Here is a 23526-nt window from a genome sequence, read left to right on the forward strand (position 1 = left end):
AAACTCTCAATGAAATCTCACTATCCCGCATACGCGAGACAGATAAACTGGCGTGGTGTGTGTTTAGTTTTCAAGGAGCGACGCTGCCGTTCGAGGCAGTCCAATCAATATATCACAGCTTACACTTCATCGTCAACCGGTAAGTTTTGCATCGCTCACTCGCTGGCGAGAAACAGCTTCTTACCGACTGTGCTGCTTGGCGTCGCAAGCTGCGCCGTCCGAAGCGGCATCGACTACTATACTACGCAGTCTCACGTTTGTCCACTAGAAGATGTTGGTGCAAAGCCATCATCTGAAGTGAACCTGAAGACGCGTAACTCTGCAAGATGGAGGCCGCTGAATCAGCGGCGAAAAGCATCCTAACACCTTTCGCCGCACGTGTCAAGCAGGCTCAAGAAGATAGGGTTGGAACTCTTACTTGGAGGATGAATAGGTCTCTGTTGGAAGGCAAACTTCATGGTTCGATGTGTTCGAGATCGGCCCGCTCAAGCAACAACTATGCGTAAAACGATCCTGCTTTCGTCGACTTTGCGGATCCATCTACATGGACGCTTCCTTCCGTCCAATCGCCTCACTGACCACGATGCCCGCAAGAATCATCGTGACGCCAAGCCAACGCACCGGTCCGACGACATCCCCATTGATCAACCATGCTCCAAAAACGGCCACTGGCAGCTCCATCGTGCCCAATACCCCGGCCATGCGGCCACCAATGTGAGGTATGGCGATGAGGCTCAACAGAGTCGGCAAGATTTGACTCAAGAGCGCAATCCAAAAGCCCCAGTACAGCGTCGGCAGCGGATGCAACCGAAAGCTGTGCCACAACATGCTTGGTGGAAACGGGAACGAAACGGCGATCCAAGCGACGGTGATCACCAGGGCCGCGCGAAGCTGCGGCGCTACAGCCGGATCGTTATACCCACTTAAATATAGGCTCACGGCGTAGGCAAAAGCGGAAACCAGCCCGAGTCCCACTGCCCACATCGGCATGGCCCGCCATGCGCCAACGGAGACGCCAACTGCAAAATATGTACCAAGCAAAATCAGCACAAGTCCAATCCACTTCCAAAGCCCAGGCAAGCGACGCTTGACGGCGATGTCGATGAACATCGTCATCCACACGAATTGAAACATGAACACGACCCCGAGCGATGCGGGAAGCACCGTCAAGGCACGATAATAAGCATATGAAAACACGGCATTCATCAGGCCGATCGCGACGATAAGCAGCCACTGGATGCGATTGATACGCTTTCCTTTGTGACAAAACAGCGCGAAGACCCACAGCACCACCGCTGCGACCGCATATTGCCCGTCGGTCGTCGCGGCAGCGCTGAGCCCGGCACCATACGCGAGCCGCAGAATCGGCGACACAAGACCATACGCCGAGGCGGCCAACAACATGAAAACCGCATACACGCGAACCATACCTCCTTGCGAAAAAACCGGGGCATCCCCGGTTTCTCGCCAGAACGTATGATAGCGCAACGTGGTTAGCGCTGCCAATTATGTGCGATGTCGCGGCGATACTGCGCTCCAGCAAAGTGAATGTCTGCGATCGCGCTGTAGACGCGATCGATTGCCGCAGGTACGTCGCGATCGACGGCACTCACCGTCAGCACGCGGCCGCCAGCCGTTTCCACGCCGCCGGAATCCCCCCGCCGCGTGCCTGCATGAAACGCGATCACGCGCTCAGGCAGCTCCTCAGGCAAAGAAATCGGCGTACCAACATCCGACTTGGCGGGATACTCCCTTCCAGCCATGACGACGCAAACAGACGCCTCATCGCGCCAAGCGACAAGCTCTGGCCGCAGCTCGTCGTGGGCAACCGCCCACATGACATCGAACAGATCACTCGCGAGCAAAGGCAAGATAACTTCCGTCTCCGGATCGCCAAAACGGGCATTGAATTCGACGACCTTGGGTCCATCCTCCGTCAGCATCAGACCTGCGTACAGCACGCCGCGATACGTGATCCCCTGTACTGCCAACTGCCGCATCGCAGGCTCGACGATCGTCTTTGTAACGCGATCGATCACGTCACTGGTCACGACGGGAACCGGGGCAAATGCACCCATGCCCCCCGTGTTCGGCCCTTCGTCACCATCGCGCAGCCGTTTGAAGTCGCGCGCCGGTATCATCGGCACAACCACGTTCGCATCCACAAAGTACATGCACGATACTTCTTGGCCCTGCATCCATTCTTCGATCACGACGCGATGACCCGACGCCCCAAATTGATTGCCCTCGAGCATGCCGCGCACCGCCGCCTCAGCTTCGGCCAATGTCTGCGCCACGACGACGCCCTTGCCAGCCGCAAGTCCATCCGCTTTGACGACGACGGGAATAGCCTGCGTGCGCAGGTAACTGAGGGCTTGCTCGACGTCCGTAAACGTAGCAAAACGCGCAGTTGGCACACCCGCTTCCTGCATCAGCCGCTTCGAAAAGGCCTTAGAGGCCTCGAGTTGCGCCGCAGCCTGCATCGGCCCGAAAGCCGGAATCCCGACCGCAGCCAATCGATCCACCAGCCCGTCGGCAAGCGGCTGTTCCGGACCGACCACGACAAGATCGATCCGCTCATCCTGAGCAAACTTCACCAGCGCATCCAAGTCTCCCGCGGCAACGTCGACGCAGGTCGCCAAGCCTTCGCTGCCGGGATTTCCCGGCAGCGCAAACAGCTCAGGTAGACGCGGACTCTGCGCCAGTTTCCATACAATCGCATGTTCACGCGCGCCTTGTCCCACGACCGCGACTCGCGGCGGCCGCTTTTGTGACCACATCTTCGCTTATCCCCCTGTCGTCAGTGCAAGAAGTGGCGCTCGCCGGTAAACACCATGGCGATCCCGTGCGCATTGGCAGCATCAATACTCTCGCCATCGCGAATCGATCCGCCCGGTTGCACGATGGCCGTTACGCCCGCCTTGGCCGCGGCATCGACCGTATCGCGCATCGGAAAAAACGCATCGGAAGCCAGCACGCTGCCCTTCGCCCGAGCCCCGGCCTGCGCAATGGCGATTTCCGCGGCGCCGACGCGATTCATCTGACCAGCGCCGACACCGAGTGTCATGTTAGCCGTGGTGAGAACGATGGCGTTCGATTTGACGAATTGCACCGTCTTCCAAGCGAAGCGCAAGGCTTCATATTCCTCGGCGCTCGGCTGTCGCGCCGTCACCACTTGCCAATCGGCCGTTTGGACGGATGCCGCTTGATCGACCGCCTGCACCAAAAAGCCACCCGAAACGCGCTTCCATGTGAGGGCATCGGAGGACCATAGCGGTTGTTGCATGTCGACCAACAACAAGCGCAGATTCTTTTTCTTCGCAAGAACAGCCCTGGCTTCATCCAAAAACGCGGGTGCGATCACGATTTCTAGAAAGAGGTTGGCAAGCTTTTCCGCGAGGGCCCCATCGACCGGTCGATTCACCGCGACGATCCCGCCGAAGATGGAAACCGGGTCGGCCTCATAGGCGCGATCGAACGCCTCCACGATGGTTCCGCCACGTCCGATGCCACAGGGATTCATGTGTTTGACCGCGACTGCAACAGGCTGTTCAAAGTCGTCAAACGCGCGCAGCATCGCGAGCGCCGCATCGGCGTCCTGAATGTTGTTGTACGATAGCTCCTTGCCCTGAAGCTGCTCGGCACGCGCGATGGTCGCCGTGGTCGCGCCTGGCTCCATGTAAAAGTGAGCCGCCTGATGCGGATTTTCGCCGTAACGCAACGCCATCTTGGAAACGCCGGTGATATGAAGAACGCCGGGCCAATCCCGCGCTTGTAGACCGTTTTGCGCTTTGGCCTCTTGCTCCGCCGCTTTCGTCTTCCCGGCGAGATAATCGGCGACCAATGCATCGTAGCGTGACGTCGCCGCAAAGACTTTGGCAGCCAATTCGCGCCGCAGGACGGGCGTCACCTGGTTCTGCTCCAAAGCGATCAGCACGCGATCATAATCTGCCGGATCGATCACGGGTAGCACGAACTCATGATTTTTCGCCGCACTACGCAACATTGCGGGACCGCCAATGTCGATCATCTCAATGGCCAACTCGTCCGTCACGTCTGGGCGGGCGATGGTTTCTTGAAACGGATACAGGTTGACGACGACAAGATCGATCAGCTCAATGCCATGAACCTGTACCGCCCGCATGTGCTCTTGGTGATCGCGGCGCGCGAGCAGACCCCCGTGCACCTTTGGATGCAGCGTCTTCACGCGGCCATCGAGCATCTCCGGAAAGCCTGTATGTTCATCAATAGGTTTCACGGCGATACCGCGTTCAGCCAGCAGCTTCGCCGTTCCCCCCGTCGAGATGATCTGGTAGCCCAATCGGACAAGCCCTTCACAAAACGGAATGATGCCTTCCTTATCGTAGACGCTGACCAGTGCCAGCTTTGTCACGTTTTCCATCTCCCTAGCAGTGTGTAGTCATGCTTCTCTATACGTGATCGAACACACCGTGCTCGAGTTCTCCCGCTTTACGCCCAGGCAACGCCTGTGTCGCCCTGCCCAATCACGCCGATGCGATACACCGTCTCCCCTGCAGCCGCCAGGCAATCCGTCGCCGCAGCCGCGACCTCCGCTGGCACGACCAGGACATAGCCAATGCCAAGATTCCAGATGCGCGCAGCATCGTCAAACGACACGTCCCCCGTCTTCATGAGCCACGAAAACTCGACGGGCATTGGCCATGCAGCGCGATCGATGCGAGCCTGCAACCCACTTGGCAGCACGCGTGGCAAATTCTCCACGATCCCGCCACCTGTAATATGCGCCATGGCGTGTACTGGCACGCCAGCACTTAACAACGCCCGGACGCTCCGCACGTAAATCCGCGTTGGCTTGAGCAGGACATCCGCGACGGTTTCAGCCGTTCCAGGAAACGCGTCGGAGAGGTCGAGTCTGGCATTTTCGATCAACTTGCGAACGAGGGAATAACCGTTCGAATGAATACCGTTCGACGCGAGTCCAAGCACGACGTCCCCTGCACGCACGTTTTCACCCGTAATCATCTCCGGGCGGTTGGCCACGCCGACCGCAAACCCGGCCACATCATAGTCACCATCCGCATACATGCCCGGCATTTCGGCCGTCTCGCCGCCCACCAGAGCCATCCCAGACTCCTGACAGCCGTCGGCAATGCCCGCGACAATGCGTTCGGCGACATCAACTTCGAGTTTCCCGACCGCAAGATAATCGAGAAAATAGAGCGGCTCCGCACCGACCGTGAGAATATCATTGACGCACATCGCCACGCAGTCGATGCCGATGGTATCGTGGCGGCCTGCCATAATGGCCACCTTCAGTTTTGTTCCGACACCGTCCGTGCCGGACACGAGAACGGGTTGGGGATAACGCGCGAGATCGAGCGCAAAGCCGCTCGCAAAGCCGCCAATTTGCCCAATCACCTCAGAACGCGCGGTGCGCTTGGCCAACCCTTTGTAACGCCGAGCCGCCTCGTTTCCTGCCGCAATGTCGACGCCCGCCTGTTTATACGCGTCCACCAACTCAACCCCCTATGCGAATCGGCTCGATCTCTTCATTCAGCCCCTGATCCACGAGCTCTGTCGGATAGCGGCGCGTGAAGCAGGCGTTGCAGAACGGAACCGGATCGCCCTGCGCGAAGTTGAAACCTGCCATCAACTCGTCGACCGTGAGGAATTCCAAGCTATCCGCCTCGATGAGATCGCGAATTTCCTCGATGGAATGCTTCGCGGCAATCAACTCGTCCTCTTTCGCCGTGTCGATACCGTAATGACACGGGCTAACGTAAGGCGGGCTCGAAATCCGCACATGTACCTGGGTCGCGCCTGCGCCGCGCAACAAGCGCACGATCCGCCGCGAAGTCGTACCACGCACAATGGAATCGTCAATCAAGACGACGCGCTTGCCTTCGACGATGGAACGAACCGCATTCAGCTTCAGTCGGACCCCTGTATCACGCAGCGCCTGCGAGGGCTGAATGAACGTTCTCGCGATATACTTGTTCTTGATGAGGCCCATTTCAAGCGGCAGGCGACTCGCTTCCGCATAGCCTGCGGCCGCCGACACGCTCGAATCGGGCACGCCGATGACAATATCGCCGTCCGCTGGGTGCCGTTCCGCTAACAGCTTGCCGAGGCGTTTGCGCACGCTGTGCACGTTCCACCCGTCGACATCGCTATCCGGCCGGGCGAAATACACATGTTCAAACGTGCACATGCGGCGTTGGCGACGTTCTGCAAACCTCGTCGATGTGAGCCCTGCAGACGTAATGCGAATCAGTTCCCCTGGCTCGATATCGCGTATCAAGGTCGCGCCCACGGTCTCCAGCGCACACGACTCAGAGGCGACAATGTACGCGTCATTCAACTTGCCGAGCACCATCGGCCGCAACCCGAGTGGATCGCGCAAGGCAATGAGCTCGTCGTCGCTCAGGATGAGAAACGCAAAGCCTCCCTCAATCCGATTCGCTGCCAGGATGACCGCCTCTGTCAGATCGTCGACGCCCGCCTTCGCGATCAAATGTGCGATCACCTCAGTGTCGGCAGTCGTTTGAAAGAGGCTTCCCTCTTGCTCGAGCTGAATGCGCAGCCAACGCGCATTGACCAGATTGCCGTTATGGGCAATGGCGAAGTTGCGCGCATGCGTCGACAAGGCGATCGGCTGTGCGTTTTGAATCGTGTTCGATCCCGCTGTGGAGTATCGCACGTGCCCGATGGCAGCGTGTCCTTTGAGTTGTTCCAACTCGCCCGACTTAAACACGTCGGTTAAGAGCCCCAGGCCCTTGTGGCTGAACATGTGCGATCCGTCCGTCGATGTGATGCCAGCCGCCTCCTGGCCGCGGTGCTGCAATGCCACCAAGCCGTAATACGTCAGCGCGACTGCCTGTTCGTGTCCGTAGATGCCAAAAACGCCACATTCCTCATGCGGTCTATCGTCCACATCGCCATAGGCCGCTTGCATGTTATGCCACTCGTCCACGCCATCCGTCTCCCCTTCCATCTCTGCGTTACGCACTTGCGCCCGCCGTACCTGCCCGCAATGCCATCGGAATCGCATGCTCATACGCGTCTCGCAATGCAGCGAGCGGTATCTCGACGACCATATCGCCCGCCTGACGCACAGCCACCTTCTCACTTGCCACGAGCCTGCCCAGCTTGCGCAAGGGTACAGCAAACGCCGCCGCAAGCCGCGCCAAGTCCTCAGCACCCTCTGGCAACACCGCCACGACAGCGCGCCCCTGCGCCTCTGAAAACAGCCACCCCAGCTGTGACATGCCAGCTGGTATGTCGATCTCGCCGCCAGCCCCACACTGAATCATCATTTCGGCAACGGCCGCAGCGACACCGCCTTCGGTCACGTCATGCGCCGCCGCCGCAGCCCGAGTGCCGGCAATCGCCTGTAACAGGTCGTGCAAGCGACGCTCTTCGGCGAGATCGATATACGGTGCATCACCAACCGGCCGACCGCATACCAACTCCCCGTACAACGTGCCCTCAAGGCTGTCGTCCTCGCGGCCGAGCAGCCATAGATCAAGGCCAGCCGCCGCACGTTCACGCGTCGGCGCACTCTGCAGGCGCTTTGCGATGCCGTCGATCACGCCAATCGCGCCGACAACCGGCGTCGGCTGGATGTCGACGCCGCGCGACTCGTTATAGAGCGAGACGTTACCACTGACGACAGGCGTATCCAACGCCTTGCAGGCCTCTGCCATACCGTCGATGGCATCGCTCAGTTGACGCATGATCTCAGGTTTTTCTGGATTGCCGAAGTTCAAGCAATTCGTGATCGCAAGTGGCTTGGCGCCAGCCGTTGCCAGGTTACGCACCGCTTCTGCAACCGCAATCTGTCCGCCGCGGCGCGGGTTGAGCGCAACATACCGCGAGTTGCCGTCTGTCGCCATCGCGATCGCCTTGTCCATGCCTGGCACCTTGACCAGGGCCGCATCGCTGCCGGGACCCATGACCGTCTGCGCGCGCACCATCGTGTCATACTGCCTGTACACAAAACGCTTGTCTGCGACGCTCGGGTGCGACAGCACCGCCAGCCACGCTTCACGAGCAGGCAAGGAGGCGGGGATATCGACGCGCTCCGGCTCGCTTGGCAGCGCGATCGGCCGCTCGTAAACAGGCGCCTCGTCGACGAGTGCCGCAACCGGCATGTCGGCGACCACTTCGCCGTGCCAAATGAGGCGCAGCCGCCCATCGTCCGTTACGCGGCCGATGTCCGCCACTTCCAGGCCGTAGCGCTGAAAGATAGCAAACGCCACATGCTCACGCCCGCGTTCCAGGACAACGAGCATGCGCTCCTGCGATTCCGACAGCATCATTTCGTACGGGGTCATACCCTCTTCGCGCACAGGCACGCGATCCAATATCATCTCAAGCCCGCCGCCTGCTCGGCTCGCCATTTCCGCAGAAGACGACGTCAGCCCGGCCGCCCCCATATCCTGAATGCCGACGACAGCACCCGACGCGATGAGCTCGAGACACGCCTCCATCAATAATTTGCCGAGGAACGGATCGCCCACCTGTACTGCGGAGCGTTCCTTCTCCTCCGGATCTTCGGCGGATGCGAACGTCGCCCCATGGATGCCGTCCCGCCCTGTGCGCGCACCGACGACAAAGACGGGGTTGCCGACGCCTGTCGCCGTGCCGCGAACAATACCATCCGCCGGAAGAATGCCGACACACATCGCATTGACGAGCGGATTGCCGCGGTAGGTGGGGCTGAATTGCACCTCGCCGCCAACCGTCGGAATGCCGACACAATTGCCATAGCCACCGATTCCTGCGACCACCTCGCTGAACAAGTAGCGCGTGCGTCCGTCGTCGAGCGGACCGAAGCGCAAGCTGTCGAGAAACGCCACGGGCCGGGCGCCCATCGTGAAGATATCGCGGAGAATACCGCCGACACCTGTAGCCGCGCCTTGGTACGGCTCAACCGCGGAGGGGTGATTGTGACTCTCCATCTTGAACGCCACCGCCATACCGTCGCCGATATCGACAACACCCGCGTTCTCGCCGGGGCCCTGCAGCACCTGCGGCCCACTTGTCGGGAATCTGCGCAGGTGAACTTTCGAACTTTTATAGCTGCAATGCTCCGACCAAAGCACGCCGAAGATTCCGGCCTCCACGTAATTTGGCAAGCGTCCGAGTTTTTCCACAACCAATTCGTATTCCGCATCGGTCAGACCGAGCGAACGGTATACGCGTTCGTCGCGGATTTGTTCAGGCGTTGGCTCGCGCATCTGCTAAGCCCTCCTCGACATATTGGTGCATCGATTGAAACAAACGCCGACCGTCCACCGAACCCATCCAATCGACGATGGCACGCTCCGGGTGCGGCATGAGCCCCAGCACATTGCCGCCTTCGCCGAGAATCCCTGCGATATCGGCCACAGATCCGTTCGGACTGTGCGCATAGCGAAACGCGATACGCCCGCGCTTGCGAAGATCTTCTACCGTCTCCGGATCGGCATGAAACCTGCCCTCACCGTGCGCGATGGGAATTTGAATCCGCTCCCCGAGCTGGTACGCACGCGTAAATGGGCTTGTGTTGTTGTCGACGACGAGTTCCACCATCTCGCAGCGAAACTGCAAATGATTGTTTCGCAAAAGAGCTCCGGGTAGCAGGTGTGATTCGGTCAACACCTGAAATCCGTTACAAATCCCCAGAACAAGCTTGCCCGCGCCCGCCTCCCGGCGCACAGCCTCCACCGCTGGTGAAAAACGCGCAATGGCACCACTGCGCAGATAGTCGCCATACGAGAAGCCACCTGGCAAAATGATGGCGTCGTATTCGGAGAGGTCAGTGGCGTCGTGCCAAACGAGATCGACCACATCGCCAGTCGTCTCGCGGACAGCCTGCGCCGCATCCTCGTCGCAGTTCGATCCCGGGAAGACCACGACCGCCCACTTCATACGACCGTCTCCTTCAATTCATACGCGTAGGTCTCCATCACCGGATTCGACAGCACGCGTTCACACATTTGTTCCACTGACTTGCGGGCCTCTGCTTCCGTCTCTCCAGTCACCGTCAGGTGCATATACTTGCCAATGCGCACGTTTTGCGCTCCGTCAAAACCGAGTGTGTGCAACGCCTGCTCGACCGCATGCCCCTGCGGATCGAACACCGACGGCTTGAGCCATACTCGCACTTCTACGTCAAACGTCTTCACGCAACAAGCCCCCCTTGATTCGCCGCCATACTTCTTGGTACGCGTCCTCGACACCGCCGAGATCCTGGCGAAATCTGTCCTTGTCCAACTTTTGATGCGTCGCTTTGTCCCACAGCCGGCATGTGTCCGGAGATATCTCGTCAGCCAGCACGATCTCGCCGTTCGCCAAGCGGCCGAACTCGATTTTGAAGTCGACCAATTCCAACCCGCACGCGGCAAAGCGCTCGCGCAACAGGCGATTGACTTCGAGTGCCCGTGCACGCAATTCGGCCAAGTCAGCCTCCGAAGCAAGGCCAAGTACCAAGGCCTGATCATCTGTGAGCAAAGGATCGCCCAATTCGTCGTTCTTGTAGTAGAATTCGACAAGCGGCCGCGGCAAGACCGTGCCTTCCGCGACACCAAGCCGCTTCGCAAAACTGCCGGCGACCACATTGCGGACGACCACCTCGAGCGGAAGAATGTCGACTTTGCGGACAATCGTCTCCCGCTCCGACAACTGTTCAACGAAATGTGTAGACACGCCATGCTCGGTCAGATATTGAAACAACAGGTTGCTCATCTGATTGTTGATGGCTCCCTTTCCCTCAATCTGCCCGCGCTTTTGGCCGTTGAACGCAGTGGCGTCATCCTTGTAATAGACTCTGACCAACGCCGGATCCTCTGTCGCAAACACCTTTTTCGCTTTGCCCTCATACAGCATCTCTGCCACCATGGCGAGCACCCTTTCGCAATTCAAATAGCTTGGCTGGTGAAATCACCAGCCAAAGCGATGGAAAATGGTATCAACGTGTTTGATATGCCAGGAGGGATCGAAGCAAGCCTCGATTTCGTCCTTGGAGAGCACGGCGCGAATCGACTGCGAGTCGAGTACCAGATCCTTGAACGGCCGACTTTCCTCCCATGCCTGCATGGCAAGCGGCTGCACCGTGTCATACGCAGCTTCGCGCGACATCCCTTTCTCAATCAACGTCGTCAAAACGCGTTGCGAAAACACCAAGCCATGCGTGCGCTCCATGTTGCGGCGCATGTTTTCGGGATACACGTGCAAATCGCCGAGGATGCGGTTCATACGATGTAATAGGTAGTCGACGAGAATGGTCGCGTCCGGCAGAACGACGCGCTCCACGGAGGAATGGCTGATGTCGCGCTCGTGCCAGAGCGGCACATCTTCGAGCGCAGGAATGACATACCCACGCAACACGCGGGCGAGACCGGAGATTTGCTCGCAAGAAACTGGGTTTCGCTTGTGCGGCATCGCCGACGAACCTTTTTGTCCTTTATAAAAGGGCTCTTCGACCTCCCGCACCTCGGACTTTTGCAAGCCGCGAATCTCCGTCGCAATCTTATCCAGCGTTGTGCCAATGAGCGCCAGTGTAAAGATAAATTCCGCGTGCCGATCCCGCTGCAAGGTCTGCGTGCTAATGGGAGCTGGCTTGAGCCCGAGACGAGAGCAGACCTTTTCCTCCACCTGCGGATCGACGTTCGCATACGTGCCGACAGCGCCTGAAATCTTGCCGTAGCGCATGCGCTCGCACGCCGCGTCAAAGCGCTCCAAATCACGTTCGATCTCGGCATACCACAGCGCGCATTTGAGCCCGAACGTCGTCGGTTCCGCATGCACGCCGTGCGTGCGCCCCATCATGATCGTCGTGCGATGGCGTTTGGCGAGCGATTCCAGCGTGGCGAGCAACGCCTCGAGATCCTCGCGGATCATGGCCATAGGCTTGCGCAACTGCGCGGACAGCGCAGTGTCGACGACATCGGTCGAAGTCAGCCCGTAATGAACCCATTTGCGTTCTTCGCCGAGCGATTCCGAGACAGCGCGAGTAAAGGCCACGACGTCGTGCCGGGTCTCACGCTCGATTTCAAGCACGCGATCGACATCAAACCGCGCATGTTCACGGATTTTGCGCGCATCCTCTGCCGGAATGACACCGAGTTCCGCCCACGCCTCCACGGCGAGGATCTCCACTTCCAGCCACCACTTCATGCGCGCTTCCAACGTCCACAGTTCCGCCATCTCGGGGCGGCTGTACCGATCGATCACGCCATCTTCCTCCTCGTCTTTGCTGTCTCTATCGTAACACGAATCCACGCGGATCCGAACATTAAATTTGAAAACTAATCAAACGTTCGGATACGCAACTTGCGTCCTTACTCCCACTCGATGGTCGCAGGCGGCTTCGATGTAATGTCATAGACGACGCGATTGACTCCAGGTACCTCGTTGACGATGCGAGTGGATATCCGAGCCAACACGTCCCACGGCACACGGGCAAAATCAGCCGTCATGCCCTCTTGGGAAACGACGGCGCGGATCGCAAGTGTATGGGCATACGTGCGCTCATCGCCCATGACCCCGACCGTGCGATTGCTCGTCAGCACCGTGAAATACTGCCAAATTTCACGGGTGAGTCCTGCGTTCGCCACCTCTTCGCGCAAGATGGCGTCAGAGTCGCGCACAATCGCGAGCTTGTCCTCCGTCACTTCGCCGATCACGCGAATCGCCAAGCCTGGCCCTGGGAACGGTTGCCGCCAGACGAGTTCCGACGGAAGTCCAAGTTGTTCCCCTAGGCGGCGCACCTCGTCTTTAAACAGTTCCTTGAGCGGCTCGATGATTTGAAACTGCACATCCTCCGGCAAGCCTCCGACATTATGGTGGGATTTAATGGTTGCCGCCGTATGTGTGCCGCTCTCGACAATGTCGGTATACAGTGTGCCCTGCACAAGAAAGTCAAACGGCCCTAAGCGCTCGGACTCGGCTTCAAAGACGCGAATGAATTCTTCGCCGATGATTTTCCGTTTGCGCTCCGGATCCTCAACTCCGGCCAGCTTACCCAGGAAGCGATCACGCGCGTCGACACGCACGACATCGATACCGAGCTGTCCCCCAAGGGTGGACATCACACGCTCGCTCTCGCCCTTACGCAACAGTCCGTGATCGACAAACACTGCGGTTAGTTGGTTGCCAATGGCGCGGTGCACGAGGGCAGCTGCCACAGACGAGTCAACACCGCCGGAAAGAGCAACGAGAACCCGTTTGTCGCCGACCTGATCGCGAATGTGAACAATGGATTCTTCAATGAGGTTGTCCATCGTCCAATCGCCATGGCATGCGCAAATCTCAAAGAGGAAGTTGCGAAGCATCTCCGTGCCGTATTCACTGTGGTGCACTTCCGGGTGATATTGGACGGCGTACAGCGAACGTTCCGGCGCACTCATCGCCGCAATGGCACCCGAATCGGTTTTCGCGTCGAGCCTGAATCCAGACGGCACGCGCGTCACGACATCGCTATGGCTCATCCACACCTGTTGGCGCAGGGGCAACTGGTGAAACACCGGTGAAGCGTCCTCGGCAACATCGATATGCGCTCTCCCATATTCACGCACTGCCCCACGTGCCACCTCCGCGTGGAACAGCTTGGCTATGAGCTGCATTCCATAACAGATACCAAGTATAGGGACACCGAGATCGAAAATCGCCGGATCAACGGTTGGCGCCCCTTCTGCAAACACACTCTTGGGACCGCCGGAAAACACAACGCCTTTGAGCGGTTTCTTGCGCAGCTCGTCCGCAGCCGTGTTGTATGGCAATAGTTCAGAATAGACCCCGAGTTCGCGAATGCGTCGCGCAATCAATTGGTTGTACTGTCCCCCGAAATCGAGAACGGCTACTACTTCATGCATGTCTGTCTGGCACTCCTTTATGGGAAAAGGTCGTCTGAGGAGAGGTAATAAAAAAGACCGCCCTGTCCCACCAATGGTGTGGGTACGAGGGTCGGCCCATGTATGACATGGCGAAACACCAACGTCCCCCGCTCATTGTCGCAAACGAAAGGTGCACGAAACAAGCGCAGGTGCACAATTCGCACGACATGCGGAAAGACGCAGTGATTCAATTTACCTCCGACCTCGTAGCCAGGCAATTTACGGTTGCCTCGTAGAGACTGCCAAGCCATATTCTTGGCATTATACGAGTCTGGAATCACGCCATCATTCTATAGATTCGCTAGCTTGTCGTCAATTGTTGAAAGTTGTCATAAGAAGATGTTCTGTATGGAGGAGACAAGTGGAAGCGAGCGGGTTCGGTGCTCATCGCAAGGAGCCTGGGCTTTACCCCAGGCTCTGCCTACAGCAATGCCCAATTGCGTCATGAACGTAGCATCATCCAGGCAGAACAGCTATCGGTCTATCATTCGCTGCCACCGCAGCAACGGCTCGCGCAACCGCAGAATGGCGTCGTCTTGCAGCCGGCTGCCCCCATACAGCACGGCTTCGGCCTCGTTCAGCCAGGTCTGAAACGCATCTTCGCTCATTCCCGACGCTTTCGCCAATGGCCAAAGTTGGCGCAGTGTGGCGGACTTCCCCAAACGCAATGCCGGTCCGCGCAGGATGTCGCCACACATCCGCGCCAAGGCGAGCTCGGGTTTCGTTTCCCAAAGCCGTGCTAGTTGTCTCGTGCGCAACATGGCACGCATGCCCATTGCACAGCTCCCTAGAAACAGGACAACCCCCACACCGAGCACAAATCCGTCCCAATCCAACCGTGTGATCCCGTCGCTGCGCGGAAAGGTATCTCCAAGCCGTTGCGTATGCGGTTGTGTGGAGGGATGGCCTTGACTTGATGGCGTTGGCTGTCCGGTCTCCCCTCCTGGTGCTGCACCCTTTGCGGAGACCCTCGTGCCAAACGGCATGTGGAAAGTCGGCGTCGGATCGAACGGAATCCACCCATACTCAGGAAAATAGACTTCCACCCAGGCATGGGCGTCGGCATCCGTTACCAAATAGGTGTCCGCCCCTGTCTGATTGGCACTTGAAACAGCAAATCCCGTAACCCAACGCGTCGGAACGCCAAGCGTTCGCAACATGACGGCCAAGGCACTCGAAAAATTGTCACAGTAGCCCCGGTGCGTCTGGAATAAAAACTGAGCGACATAATCCTGGCCGACCGCGGGTTTCGGCACATCGGTGGTCGTGTATTCTTCGTGCGTCCGCAAATACGAAATGAGGCTCGTGACCATGCCGTATTCGGTCGTCGCGTGTGCCTCTTGTACCGTTCTTTGCGCCAGTGTTGCAACCGCCTTGGGCAAGGCCGACGGCAACTGCAAATCGTTCGCTAGCACATCTGCTGGGATAGCACCCTTAAGGGCAACAAACGGTTCGCGGATACGAGCCAAGATCGGATACGGATTGGCGGGAACAGAGGTTTCAACCTCATAGCTCTGTCCCGTGTGCAAGCGGGGCGCCTGGATGTTGTCCTGCACCGTGTCTAAGGCAAAGCGGCCATCGTACAGCCCAGGCAACCGTATCACGTCTGTCACCTCGTAGCCTGCGAGCAAATCGGAGGTATTGACCGAGGACAACAGCGTGATCGTCTCGTCGAACGATTGCGCCGGTAACCCGATGAATCCGTTGTCCGCGATGAGTTGATCAAGTTGTTCTGCTTGCATTTGACTGTCGGTGAGCGGCGCGGAAATCCAGCCGTGACCGGTGTACGTCGCCAGCGCCTGGCCGCGCAAGTATGTGGGTTCTGGCGAAACCAAGGTCAGCACGGGCTGATCGTCTACGCCGAGCGATCCGCCAAGTTCAGCATCGTTCAACGTATAACCCGTAACCACGCCCCCCTGACTCGTCGATCGCACCCCCTGCACCCCACGTGCACCCGCGAGAGTTCGGTGTGGAAGCACACAGACCAGCCCCCCCGCGACAGCCAGAATGGCCGTCACTGTTACCACCACCCGCGCCAGCGCGCGTGGATTCCACTTGTGGCCGACGCGATGAACCGCGAGCACAAAAAGCAAGATCGACACCAAAACGACGGCGGCTTGGAACGACTTGACTGGCGCCATACTGGAGAGGACGATAAGTCCGATGCAGGCGATGGCGTTGTAAAACAGCCACAGCACCGTGCGGCGGCAAGCAAACGAGACGAGCCAATAAGCACCCGTGAGCAACCACACGAAGAGCAACGTTTGCAATGGATCGGACAATGTCCCGCTGTGAAACACCGCTTTGGACTCGCGAGCGATGGCCGTTGCCAGATGCACAAGGCTAGATCCAAATGGGATTTTCGCATCTCGCCAATACCAGGCAACGTAGGCACAAGGCGCGAACAGCGATGCGCCTGCCCGCACGCTGCGCCAAGGCGTCGTCGCGCCAGCCGCAAGCACGGCCAGCAACCATAGCACGGATCGAAAACCGTGCAGCGCACCTGCACCTGCAATGGGCAGGATGGCGGCGGCCAACCAGGTCGCGGCCAGCCACGCGTAGAGAGCGCGTGTGGCGAGTCGATCACGCCCTGTGAGCATCGGCATCCCCCCTTGCAAACAGCGTCAAATCGCGCGGTTCATGTACCCATCGCACCTGTGCGCCGTATTCTGCGAGCCAATCAAGAGCAGGGTTCACGGTCGGAATGGCCTCTTGCGAAGCCGGGATGGCGACATAAAGCCGTTTGGCAAACGGAGCGAGTAATGCCGCCTGTCTCGCATCGATGGCCGTGCCAATCAAAAGAATCGAGGCACTCGCACGAGGCAGGTGAGACAACAAGGCTTGTACGTTCACGGGTTCATCCTGCAACGTGCATCGGGCGAGAGCGTCGAAGGCCGCGACTGCCGGATCCTCTCCCGCAACACAATTATCGTACAAACCGAGTGAAAAGATCCCTTGGCGCGGCAGAGCCAAGCTGACACTCACGCCGATGCGTGCGGCTTCCCTTAGAGCGGTGGCGGTGAGCGTCATGATCAACTCAAACGACGTGCTGTCACCCCCAGACATTTCTTCGGTATGCCAGCAGGGCACGACGAGCCAAGCGCGATCCGCCGGTGGATCAAACGACTTCGTATAGAACGAGCCTTGTCGCAAGGAAGCAGGCCAGTGAATGCGTGCAAGCGGATCGCCTTCGCGATACGGCTCAATGCCGCCGACCGCACCTAGTTCACCTCGCTGCAAACCGGAGCGGTAGCCACCCGCCGTTGCATACTGCGGCAACGGCAGGCACCCTGGTAAATCCAGAGCCTCGGGATGTACAATCACTTCGCCTTCTATAGGTACCCATCGGCGTACGCTCACGAAGCCGAAAGCATCTACAATCTCGATGCTGGCGCCCAACACGCGATGCACCCCGCGCGGTACGCCACGTATTGTGTAGGACCAAGAGTCCGATCGCTGCCAGAGTGTGAGGGAACGAACAGACGCTCGCTGCGCATCCATGGCCAAAACGCCTTCCCAATGATCGCGCGGAAGCACCCACAAAAGCGGCAGCCATCCGCGACGCTGGATCACCAGGCGCACGATGAGGTCAGTGCCGGCCATCATTCGCAATGGCAGCGTCCGCTCCACATCGAGCGGTTGCAGCGCGGCGGCGACCAGCAGGCATTCGTATAGCCACAACGCCCACAACGCCCCGGCGATAAAGCGAGCCGCTCCGTGCCCGAGCAACCATGCCGCGACGCTGACACCGGCCGCGATGCAAGCCAACAACGCAAGCTTGAAGGGCCAATCATTGCGTTGATTCATCGGGCGCCATCGAGGTGAGGCACAGGCACCTCGGTTATCACTTGTTCGATCACGTCAGTCACCGCCACTCCAGCAAAACGCGCTTCGGGTGCAAGCCGCAAACGATGCGCCAAAACGTGCGTCGCGACACATTGCACATCGTCGGGCACGACATAGGTGCGCCCGCTGAGATACGCATTCGCCTTCGCGGCTCGCAGCAAGGCCAAACTCGCCCGGGGGCTGGCACCGAGGTTGAGTTGAGGATGTCTGCGCGTTCCAGCGGAAAGCTCCGCAATGTAGTGGAGCACAGCGAGATCGACGTGCACCGTGGCCGCCCCTTGTTGCCACACTCCGATCCGCTCCGGACTCGCCAACTGCTCGAGGCTCGCGAGAGGATTTGCCTCTCCGTGGCTCACCAGCATCAAGACCTCATCGTCGACATTGGGGTATCCCAAAGAGAGACGAAAGAGAAAGCGGTCCAGTTGCGCCTCCGGCAGTGGAAACGTGCCCTCAAATTCAACCGGATTCTCTGTGGCCAGGACAATGAACGGTGAAGGTAATGGATATGTTTGACCGTCGACGGTCACCGCCCGTTCCTCCATCGCTTGCAGAAGTGCCGATTGTGTACGAGGCGACGTCCGATTGATCTCGTCGGCCAGAATCATTTGGCCGAACACCGGACCCCGCCGGAACTCGAATTGGCCGCTATGTTTGTCGTAAACCGAAAAACCGATGACATCAGATGGCAACATGTCCGGCGTGAATTGTATGCGTTGCAGCTGACACCCAAGCACGGTTGCCAGCGCGCGAACCAGCGTCGTCTTGCCGACACCTGGAACATCTTCGATTAAACAGTGCCCACCCGCGACGATAGCAACGAGCAGCAGATGCACGACGGACCGTGGAGCAAAGACCACCGTGCCGATTTGTTCGCGAATGGTTTCAAACTCAGTCCGCAATCGATTCGCCATCCAGTCCCCGCGAAGTTCCACTGTGCTATCTCCCGTCTCCCGAAAATCTCTGTTCCCATACTAGCAAAACGCACCCTGTAAGGCCATGGAAGATGCATGCTTTATGGAACGTCAGTCTGCAGAACCGCTTTCACGCCTTCATCGTGCCGAATCGAATCATAGGAAGGCGAACAAGGGCCATATACTCTGACGAACGCGCTTTCTGACGGAACTTCAACCCGTCAGCCCATGGCAAGCTGGTTCGCGAAAACGGCAAAGACGGAAGGAGTAATCTGGTTGAACCTCTTCCTTGGCAACATGGCGACGTCGCGCTGGACACTTGCGAACATTGGACCCTGTTACAGAATTGCCCTTCGCAAATCGACTGCGAGTTTGTTACGATCGCAATGGAACCTGCGGCGTCTGTTCACATCGCCCAATGCCATGCCATTTCGACGCCAGCACACATTTGTCACTTTGTTAAAACGCCCACCGGACGCGATCCGAACGGAGGTTTGCAAACTATGAGATGGCAAGCGGAGTGGGAGCACTTTCATGCTTCCGATTCGGGGCCTACTCCTCGCTACGGCAAAAATCCGTTCCCGAAGAGTGCAAAGCGCTGTAAGCGATGCAAAATGCCATCCGAGCTGCAGTTTTGTATCGTATGCCAAACTGAGTTTGTCACGCAAGCCAGGCTCTGTTTCACGACGGTCATGGACGCCGTAGCAATTCAACAGGAGCCCAACAGGCCCTACGAAGAGAAGCGCGCAGCCTATCGAGCGGCAAAGCGCCGCTTGAAAAACCTCTTGGATTTGAAGTCATACGGTGTTACCTTCGAACAGACACCATACTTTCGGAAGGAACTGCGTCGACTGCGCGAGCGGTTGAAAGAGGAGAAGGCAGTCGCGGCGTCAGTCGCGGCGGACTCGGAAGAACAGAAAACGGCTGCCCATCGCCAGTAGCTGACGATTGGGCAGCCGTTTTATTGCCTACGATACCGAAGATATCGGTGCGTACATGAGGCGATTTTCAATCTTCCCCCACAGCCAATTCCGATTCCCGCAAAGCGTCGACAGCATGTCGATTTGCCCGTTCTTGCCCGTCTTCCAAAAAGTCCGGCTGCGGCGACGTTCTGCGCACAAAGAAGGCCATGATGAACGCCACGACAGACGCCGCCACCGCGACCATGAATGCATCGTCAATACCCATCACTGTCCCCTCTGCCAGCGCATGTGCTGCCGCCAGTTTGTCGGTCGCCGCAATGTGTTTGGCAAGCATGATGTTTTGCACATGGACCTTCGCGCGATCGGTCATCACCGTGACCAAAAGCGCCGTACCCACCGCGCCTGCCACCATGCGCAGCGTATTGAGCATCGCCGTACCGAACGGATTGAGACGCAATGGCAATTCATTTAAGCCGGCAGTCATCAGCGGCATCATCAAAATCGACATACCGAACATGCGCAAAGTGTACACCACAGTGCAATACAGGAACGTCGTGTCGGTGCCCAACCGCGTCAGACAGTACGTGGTTGCGGCCGTGATCGCAAGGCCAATCACACCGAGCCAGCGCGCGCCCACCAGGTCAAACAGCTTGCCGGTGATGGGCGACATGATGCCCATCAAGATGCCGCCTGGAAGTAACATGAGCCCAGACAAAAGCGGTGAGAACCCGCGCACATTCTGCATGTAAATCGGCATCAGAATGACACCTGCAAAAAGGGCAACAGAGACGATCACGTTGATGATGGTGGTCAAGGTATACATCGGATAACGGAATATCCGAAACTCGAGAATCGGCTCTCGAGTGGACAATTGCCATAAAACCAGAGCCACAAGGCTTGCGGCGCCTATCGCCAAACTGAGGATGACGTCCAGTCCGCCCCATCCCACCGAACCGGCCTCGCTAAAGCCGTACAGCAGGCCGCCAAAGCCAATGGTTGAAAGCACCGCGCCTAGGCCGTCAAACTTAGGCCGACTCGTGGTCGTGAGATTGCGCATCAAGAAGATGGCCAACACGAGATCCACGAATGCGATTGGCATGATGATATAAAACAGCGTACGCCAAGATCCGTTGTCGACAATCCATCCGGACAGCGTCGGTCCGATGGCAGGTGCGAAGTTGAGCGCAATTCCGAATATACCCATGGCCATGCCCCGTCGCTCTGGCGGAAACAGCCGGAACACAGCGTTCATCATAACAGGCATCAGCACGCCAGCCCCAGCCGCCTGAACCACACGGCCCACCAGCAGGATGCCGAAGTTCGGGCTGAAACCACAGATGATGGTTCCGATGAAGAACAAGGACATCGCTGTGATGTACAACTGTCTCGTCGTAAAGCGAGCGATCAGATAAGCCGTGATGGGAATGACAATGCCGTTGACAAGGAGATAAATGGTTGTCAGCCAGTCACCCGTGGTCGCCGAAATGTGCATGCGATCCATGATCTGCGGCAGTGCAACGTTGATCAGCGTCTGGTTGAGAAACGCGACGAACGCGCCAGCGAGCATGACGCCAAACACAGGCGCGACGCGCACGCCAGTTGGTTCCGATGCAGAACGCATATGTAATTGTTTCCCCCTTTAAAATTAGGCCCCATCGCGATCGCGAAGCCTTGGCACGGCATCGCCAGTTGGAGCAGTTCATTGTGATGAAAAGACGAAAAGCAGCTCAGGCAGTGAATAGAGGAGATTCGCACCCGCCAAGAAATGCGAGGACATGCATTCTTCTAGGCACGAAATGATTACTTATAGGCTATCATTCCTGCATCGATCGCGCAAGCATACTCCGTGAACATTTTGTTGCAACTTACAAAAAAGAAGTTATCATGGAGGATCGGGTGATTCTACGAGGAGATCTACAACGATGCCGCACTGGACGAAAAAGGCTGCTAGCGCGCCTGTCATGCCGCTAGCAGCCTTATGGTTCCAAGCGAATGGCTTCGCCGGAGAGATTACATCATGCCGTCCATGCCGCCCATGCCAGGTGCAGGAGCCTTTTCTTTCTCCGGCTTGTCTGCAACTGCAGCTTCCGTCGTCAGGAACGAAGCCGCGACACTTGCTGCGTTCTGTAAAGCGGAGCGCGTAACCTTCGCCGGGTCGACAATACCAGCCTTCAGCATGTCGGTCCACTCGTCGGTAGCCGCGTTGTAGCCGAAGCCAACCGCTTCTTTCTTCAGACGGTCGACGATGATGGAACCCTCGACACCTGCGTTCTCCGCAATCTGACGAACCGGAGCCTCTAGCGCTTTGCGAACCAAATTCACACCCGTCAGTTCGTCGCCTTCAGCCTTGACATTGTCAAGCGCCTTGATGACATTGACGAGCGCCGTACCGCCGCCAGGAACGATACCTTCTTCGACAGCGGCCCGCGTCGAGTTGAGCGCGTCTTCGATACGGAGTTTCTTCTCTTTCAACTCCGTCTCCGTCGCTGCACCAACCTTGATCACCGCGACACCGCCAGACAACTTCGCGAGGCGCTCTTGCAACTTCTCGCGATCAAAATCAGAAGTCGTCTCTTCGATCTGATTCTTGATTTGGTTGATGCGCGCTTGGATATCGGACTTGTCACCCGCACCGTCGACAATGATGGTGTTCTCCTTGCTGACGCGAACTTGGCGCGCACGACCCAGTTGCTCAATGCCCGTGTTCTTCAGCTCGAGTCCGAGTTCCTCACTGATGACTTGGCCGCCGGTCAGAGCCGCGATGTCTTGCAACATAGCCTTGCGGCGATCGCCAAAACCAGGCGCCTTGACAGCCACAGCGTTGAACGTGCCACGGATTTTGTTGACGACGAGGGTTGCGAGCGCTTCGCCTTCAACGTCTTCCGCAATCAGCAACAAAGGACGACCGGATTGCACGACGCGCTCGAGCACCGGCAGGATTTCTTGAATATTGCTGACCTTCTTGTCGGTGATCAAGATGAATGGCTCATCCAGGACGGCTTCCATCTTGTCTGTGTCGGTGACCATGTACGGCGAGATGTAGCCGCGGTCAAACTGCATGCCTTCAACGACTTCGAGCTCAGTGGTGAAGCCTTTCGACTCTTCAACTGTGATCACGCCGTCATTGCCGACCTTCTCCATGGCGTCAGCGATGAGGAGGCCAATCTCTTCAGCGCCCGCCGAAATCGCAGCAACTTGAGCGATGTTTTCCCGGCCTTCAACCGGCTTCGAAATCTTCTTGATCTCTTCGACAGCAGCCGCAACAGCCTTCTCAATGCCGCGGCGCAATACCATCGGATTCGCACCAGCCGCAACGTTTTTCAGGCCTTCGCGAATCATCGCTTGCGCGAGCACTGTTGCCGTCGTCGTACCGTCGCCAGCGACGTCGTTCGTCTTCGTAGCAACTTCCTTCACGAGCTGAGCGCCCATGTTCTCGTACGCGTCTTCCAACTCGATCTCTTTTGCGATGGTGACACCGTCATTGGTGATCAGCGGCGAACCGAATTTCTTTTCCAGAACGACGTTACGGCCCTTCGGACCGAGCGTCACTTTCACCGCGTCAGCGAGTGCATCGACACCGCGCAGCATCGCACGGCGAGCTTCTTCACCAAAGCGAATTTCCTTTGCCATCCTGTATACCTCCCTGACGTTTTATGTAGTCGACTTACTTCTCGACGATAGCCAAGATGTCGCTTTCCCGTAGAATCAACACTTCTTCGTTGTTCACTTTGATTTCCGTGCCAGCATACTTCGAGAAAATCACGCGGTCTCCGACTTTGACCTCGAGCTCCTGACGCTTCCCATCTTCGAACTTGCCCGGGCCGACAGCGATAACTTCGCCCTCTTGCGGTTTCTCCTTCGCATTGTCCGGAAGGAAAATGCCACTTGCGGTCTTCTCTTCACGTTCCACTGGACGCACCACAACGCGATCAGCGAGCGGCTTCAGCATGTGAACAACCTCCCTGTTGAATTTGAGTGTCTTCT

18 protein-coding genes and 1 riboswitch are annotated in these 23526 nt (G+C 58.0%); of the genes, 1 reads left to right on the forward strand and 17 read right to left on the reverse strand.

The window, feature by feature from the left end:
- Nucleotides 1–540: 540 nt before the first annotated feature.
- The 14 genes from C7445_RS03720 to C7445_RS03785 all read right to left on the reverse strand — a co-directional run bounded on the left by C7445_RS03720 (nt 541) and on the right by C7445_RS03785 (nt 18619).
- The gene (locus C7445_RS03720; protein WP_243834923.1) at nt 541–1428 is read right to left on the reverse strand and encodes an EamA family transporter; all 888 of its coding nucleotides are present in this window, start codon (nt 1426–1428) and stop codon (nt 541–543) included.
- A gap of 65 nt (nt 1429–1493) precedes the next feature.
- Complete coding sequence (purD, locus tag C7445_RS03725; protein WP_134158716.1) at nt 1494–2780, reverse strand: phosphoribosylamine--glycine ligase; 1287 nt, start codon at nt 2778–2780, stop codon at nt 1494–1496.
- Between the two features lie 20 nt (nt 2781–2800).
- On the reverse strand, nt 2801–4402 hold the full coding sequence (purH, locus tag C7445_RS03730) for a bifunctional phosphoribosylaminoimidazolecarboxamide formyltransferase/IMP cyclohydrolase (protein WP_166668979.1): 1602 nt from the start codon (nt 4400–4402) through the stop codon (nt 2801–2803).
- Between the two features lie 68 nt (nt 4403–4470).
- A complete protein-coding gene (purM, locus tag C7445_RS03735) occupies nt 4471–5499 on the reverse strand; it encodes a phosphoribosylformylglycinamidine cyclo-ligase (RefSeq protein WP_134158718.1) in 1029 nt (342 codons plus the stop codon).
- 1 nt (nt 5500) lies between these two features.
- Entirely contained in the window at nt 5501–6937 is a 1437-nt protein-coding gene (purF, locus tag C7445_RS03740; RefSeq protein ID WP_134158914.1) for an amidophosphoribosyltransferase, read from the reverse strand.
- A gap of 46 nt (nt 6938–6983) precedes the next feature.
- Nucleotides 6984–9224, reverse strand: a complete 2241-nt coding sequence (gene purL, locus C7445_RS03745) for a phosphoribosylformylglycinamidine synthase subunit PurL (RefSeq protein ID WP_134158719.1) — start codon at nt 9222–9224, stop codon at nt 6984–6986.
- Nucleotides 9205–9897, reverse strand: coding sequence for a phosphoribosylformylglycinamidine synthase subunit PurQ (purQ, locus tag C7445_RS03750; RefSeq protein WP_134158720.1), 693 nt, complete (start codon nt 9895–9897; stop codon nt 9205–9207). Before purQ ends, purL begins: the two co-directional genes overlap by 20 nt.
- On the reverse strand, nt 9894–10154 hold the full coding sequence (gene purS, locus C7445_RS03755; RefSeq protein ID WP_134158721.1) for a phosphoribosylformylglycinamidine synthase subunit PurS: 261 nt from the start codon (nt 10152–10154) through the stop codon (nt 9894–9896). The genes purQ and purS overlap by 4 nt, the downstream gene beginning before the upstream one ends.
- A complete protein-coding gene (gene purC, locus C7445_RS03760; RefSeq protein WP_134158722.1) occupies nt 10141–10866 on the reverse strand; it encodes a phosphoribosylaminoimidazolesuccinocarboxamide synthase in 726 nt (241 codons plus the stop codon). The genes purS and purC overlap by 14 nt, the downstream gene beginning before the upstream one ends.
- A 42-nt stretch (nt 10867–10908) precedes the next feature.
- Nucleotides 10909–12201 carry an adenylosuccinate lyase gene (gene purB / locus C7445_RS03765; protein ID WP_134158723.1) on the reverse strand — a complete coding sequence of 431 codons (1293 nt, stop codon included), beginning with the start codon at nt 12199–12201 and terminating at the stop codon, nt 10909–10911.
- A 107-nt stretch (nt 12202–12308) separates the two neighbouring features.
- On the reverse strand, nt 12309–13841 hold the full coding sequence (gene guaA, locus C7445_RS03770; protein WP_134158724.1) for a glutamine-hydrolyzing GMP synthase: 1533 nt from the start codon (nt 13839–13841) through the stop codon (nt 12309–12311).
- Between the two features lie 208 nt (nt 13842–14049).
- Nucleotides 14050–14151: riboswitch (purine riboswitch) on the reverse strand.
- A 184-nt stretch (nt 14152–14335) separates the two neighbouring features.
- The gene (locus tag C7445_RS03775; protein WP_166668980.1) at nt 14336–16462 is read right to left on the reverse strand and encodes a transglutaminase TgpA family protein; all 2127 of its coding nucleotides are present in this window, start codon (nt 16460–16462) and stop codon (nt 14336–14338) included.
- Entirely contained in the window at nt 16446–17669 is a 1224-nt protein-coding gene (locus C7445_RS03780; RefSeq protein ID WP_134158726.1) for a DUF58 domain-containing protein, read from the reverse strand. Before C7445_RS03780 ends, C7445_RS03775 begins: the two co-directional genes overlap by 17 nt.
- Nucleotides 17666–18619: an AAA family ATPase gene (locus tag C7445_RS03785; protein ID WP_424922986.1), complete on the reverse strand. Its 954-nt coding sequence runs from the start codon at nt 18617–18619 to the stop codon at nt 17666–17668. The genes C7445_RS03780 and C7445_RS03785 overlap by 4 nt, the downstream gene beginning before the upstream one ends.
- A 503-nt stretch (nt 18620–19122) precedes the next feature.
- Between C7445_RS03785 and C7445_RS03790 the strand changes: the two genes are divergently transcribed.
- Nucleotides 19123–19560 carry a hypothetical protein gene (locus C7445_RS03790; protein WP_134158728.1) on the forward strand — a complete coding sequence of 146 codons (438 nt, stop codon included), beginning with the start codon at nt 19123–19125 and terminating at the stop codon, nt 19558–19560.
- A 67-nt stretch (nt 19561–19627) separates the two neighbouring features.
- Here the strand turns inward: C7445_RS03790 and C7445_RS03795 are convergent, their stop codons facing one another.
- The 3 genes from C7445_RS03795 to groES form a co-directional block, all read right to left on the reverse strand.
- Complete coding sequence (locus C7445_RS03795) at nt 19628–21163, reverse strand: DHA2 family efflux MFS transporter permease subunit (RefSeq protein ID WP_134158729.1); 1536 nt, start codon at nt 21161–21163, stop codon at nt 19628–19630.
- Nucleotides 21164–21552: 389 nt separating this feature from the next.
- Nucleotides 21553–23172, reverse strand: a complete 1620-nt coding sequence (gene groL / locus C7445_RS03800) for a chaperonin GroEL (protein WP_134158730.1) — start codon at nt 23170–23172, stop codon at nt 21553–21555.
- A gap of 34 nt (nt 23173–23206) precedes the next feature.
- A complete protein-coding gene (gene groES / locus C7445_RS03805; protein ID WP_006447861.1) occupies nt 23207–23491 on the reverse strand; it encodes a co-chaperone GroES in 285 nt (94 codons plus the stop codon).
- Nucleotides 23492–23526 lie beyond the last annotated feature (35 nt).

The sequence above is a fragment of the Alicyclobacillus sacchari genome (genome assembly GCF_004366795.1).
In the GTDB taxonomy this organism is placed as follows: Bacteria; Bacillota; Bacilli; order Alicyclobacillales; family Alicyclobacillaceae; genus Alicyclobacillus; species Alicyclobacillus sacchari.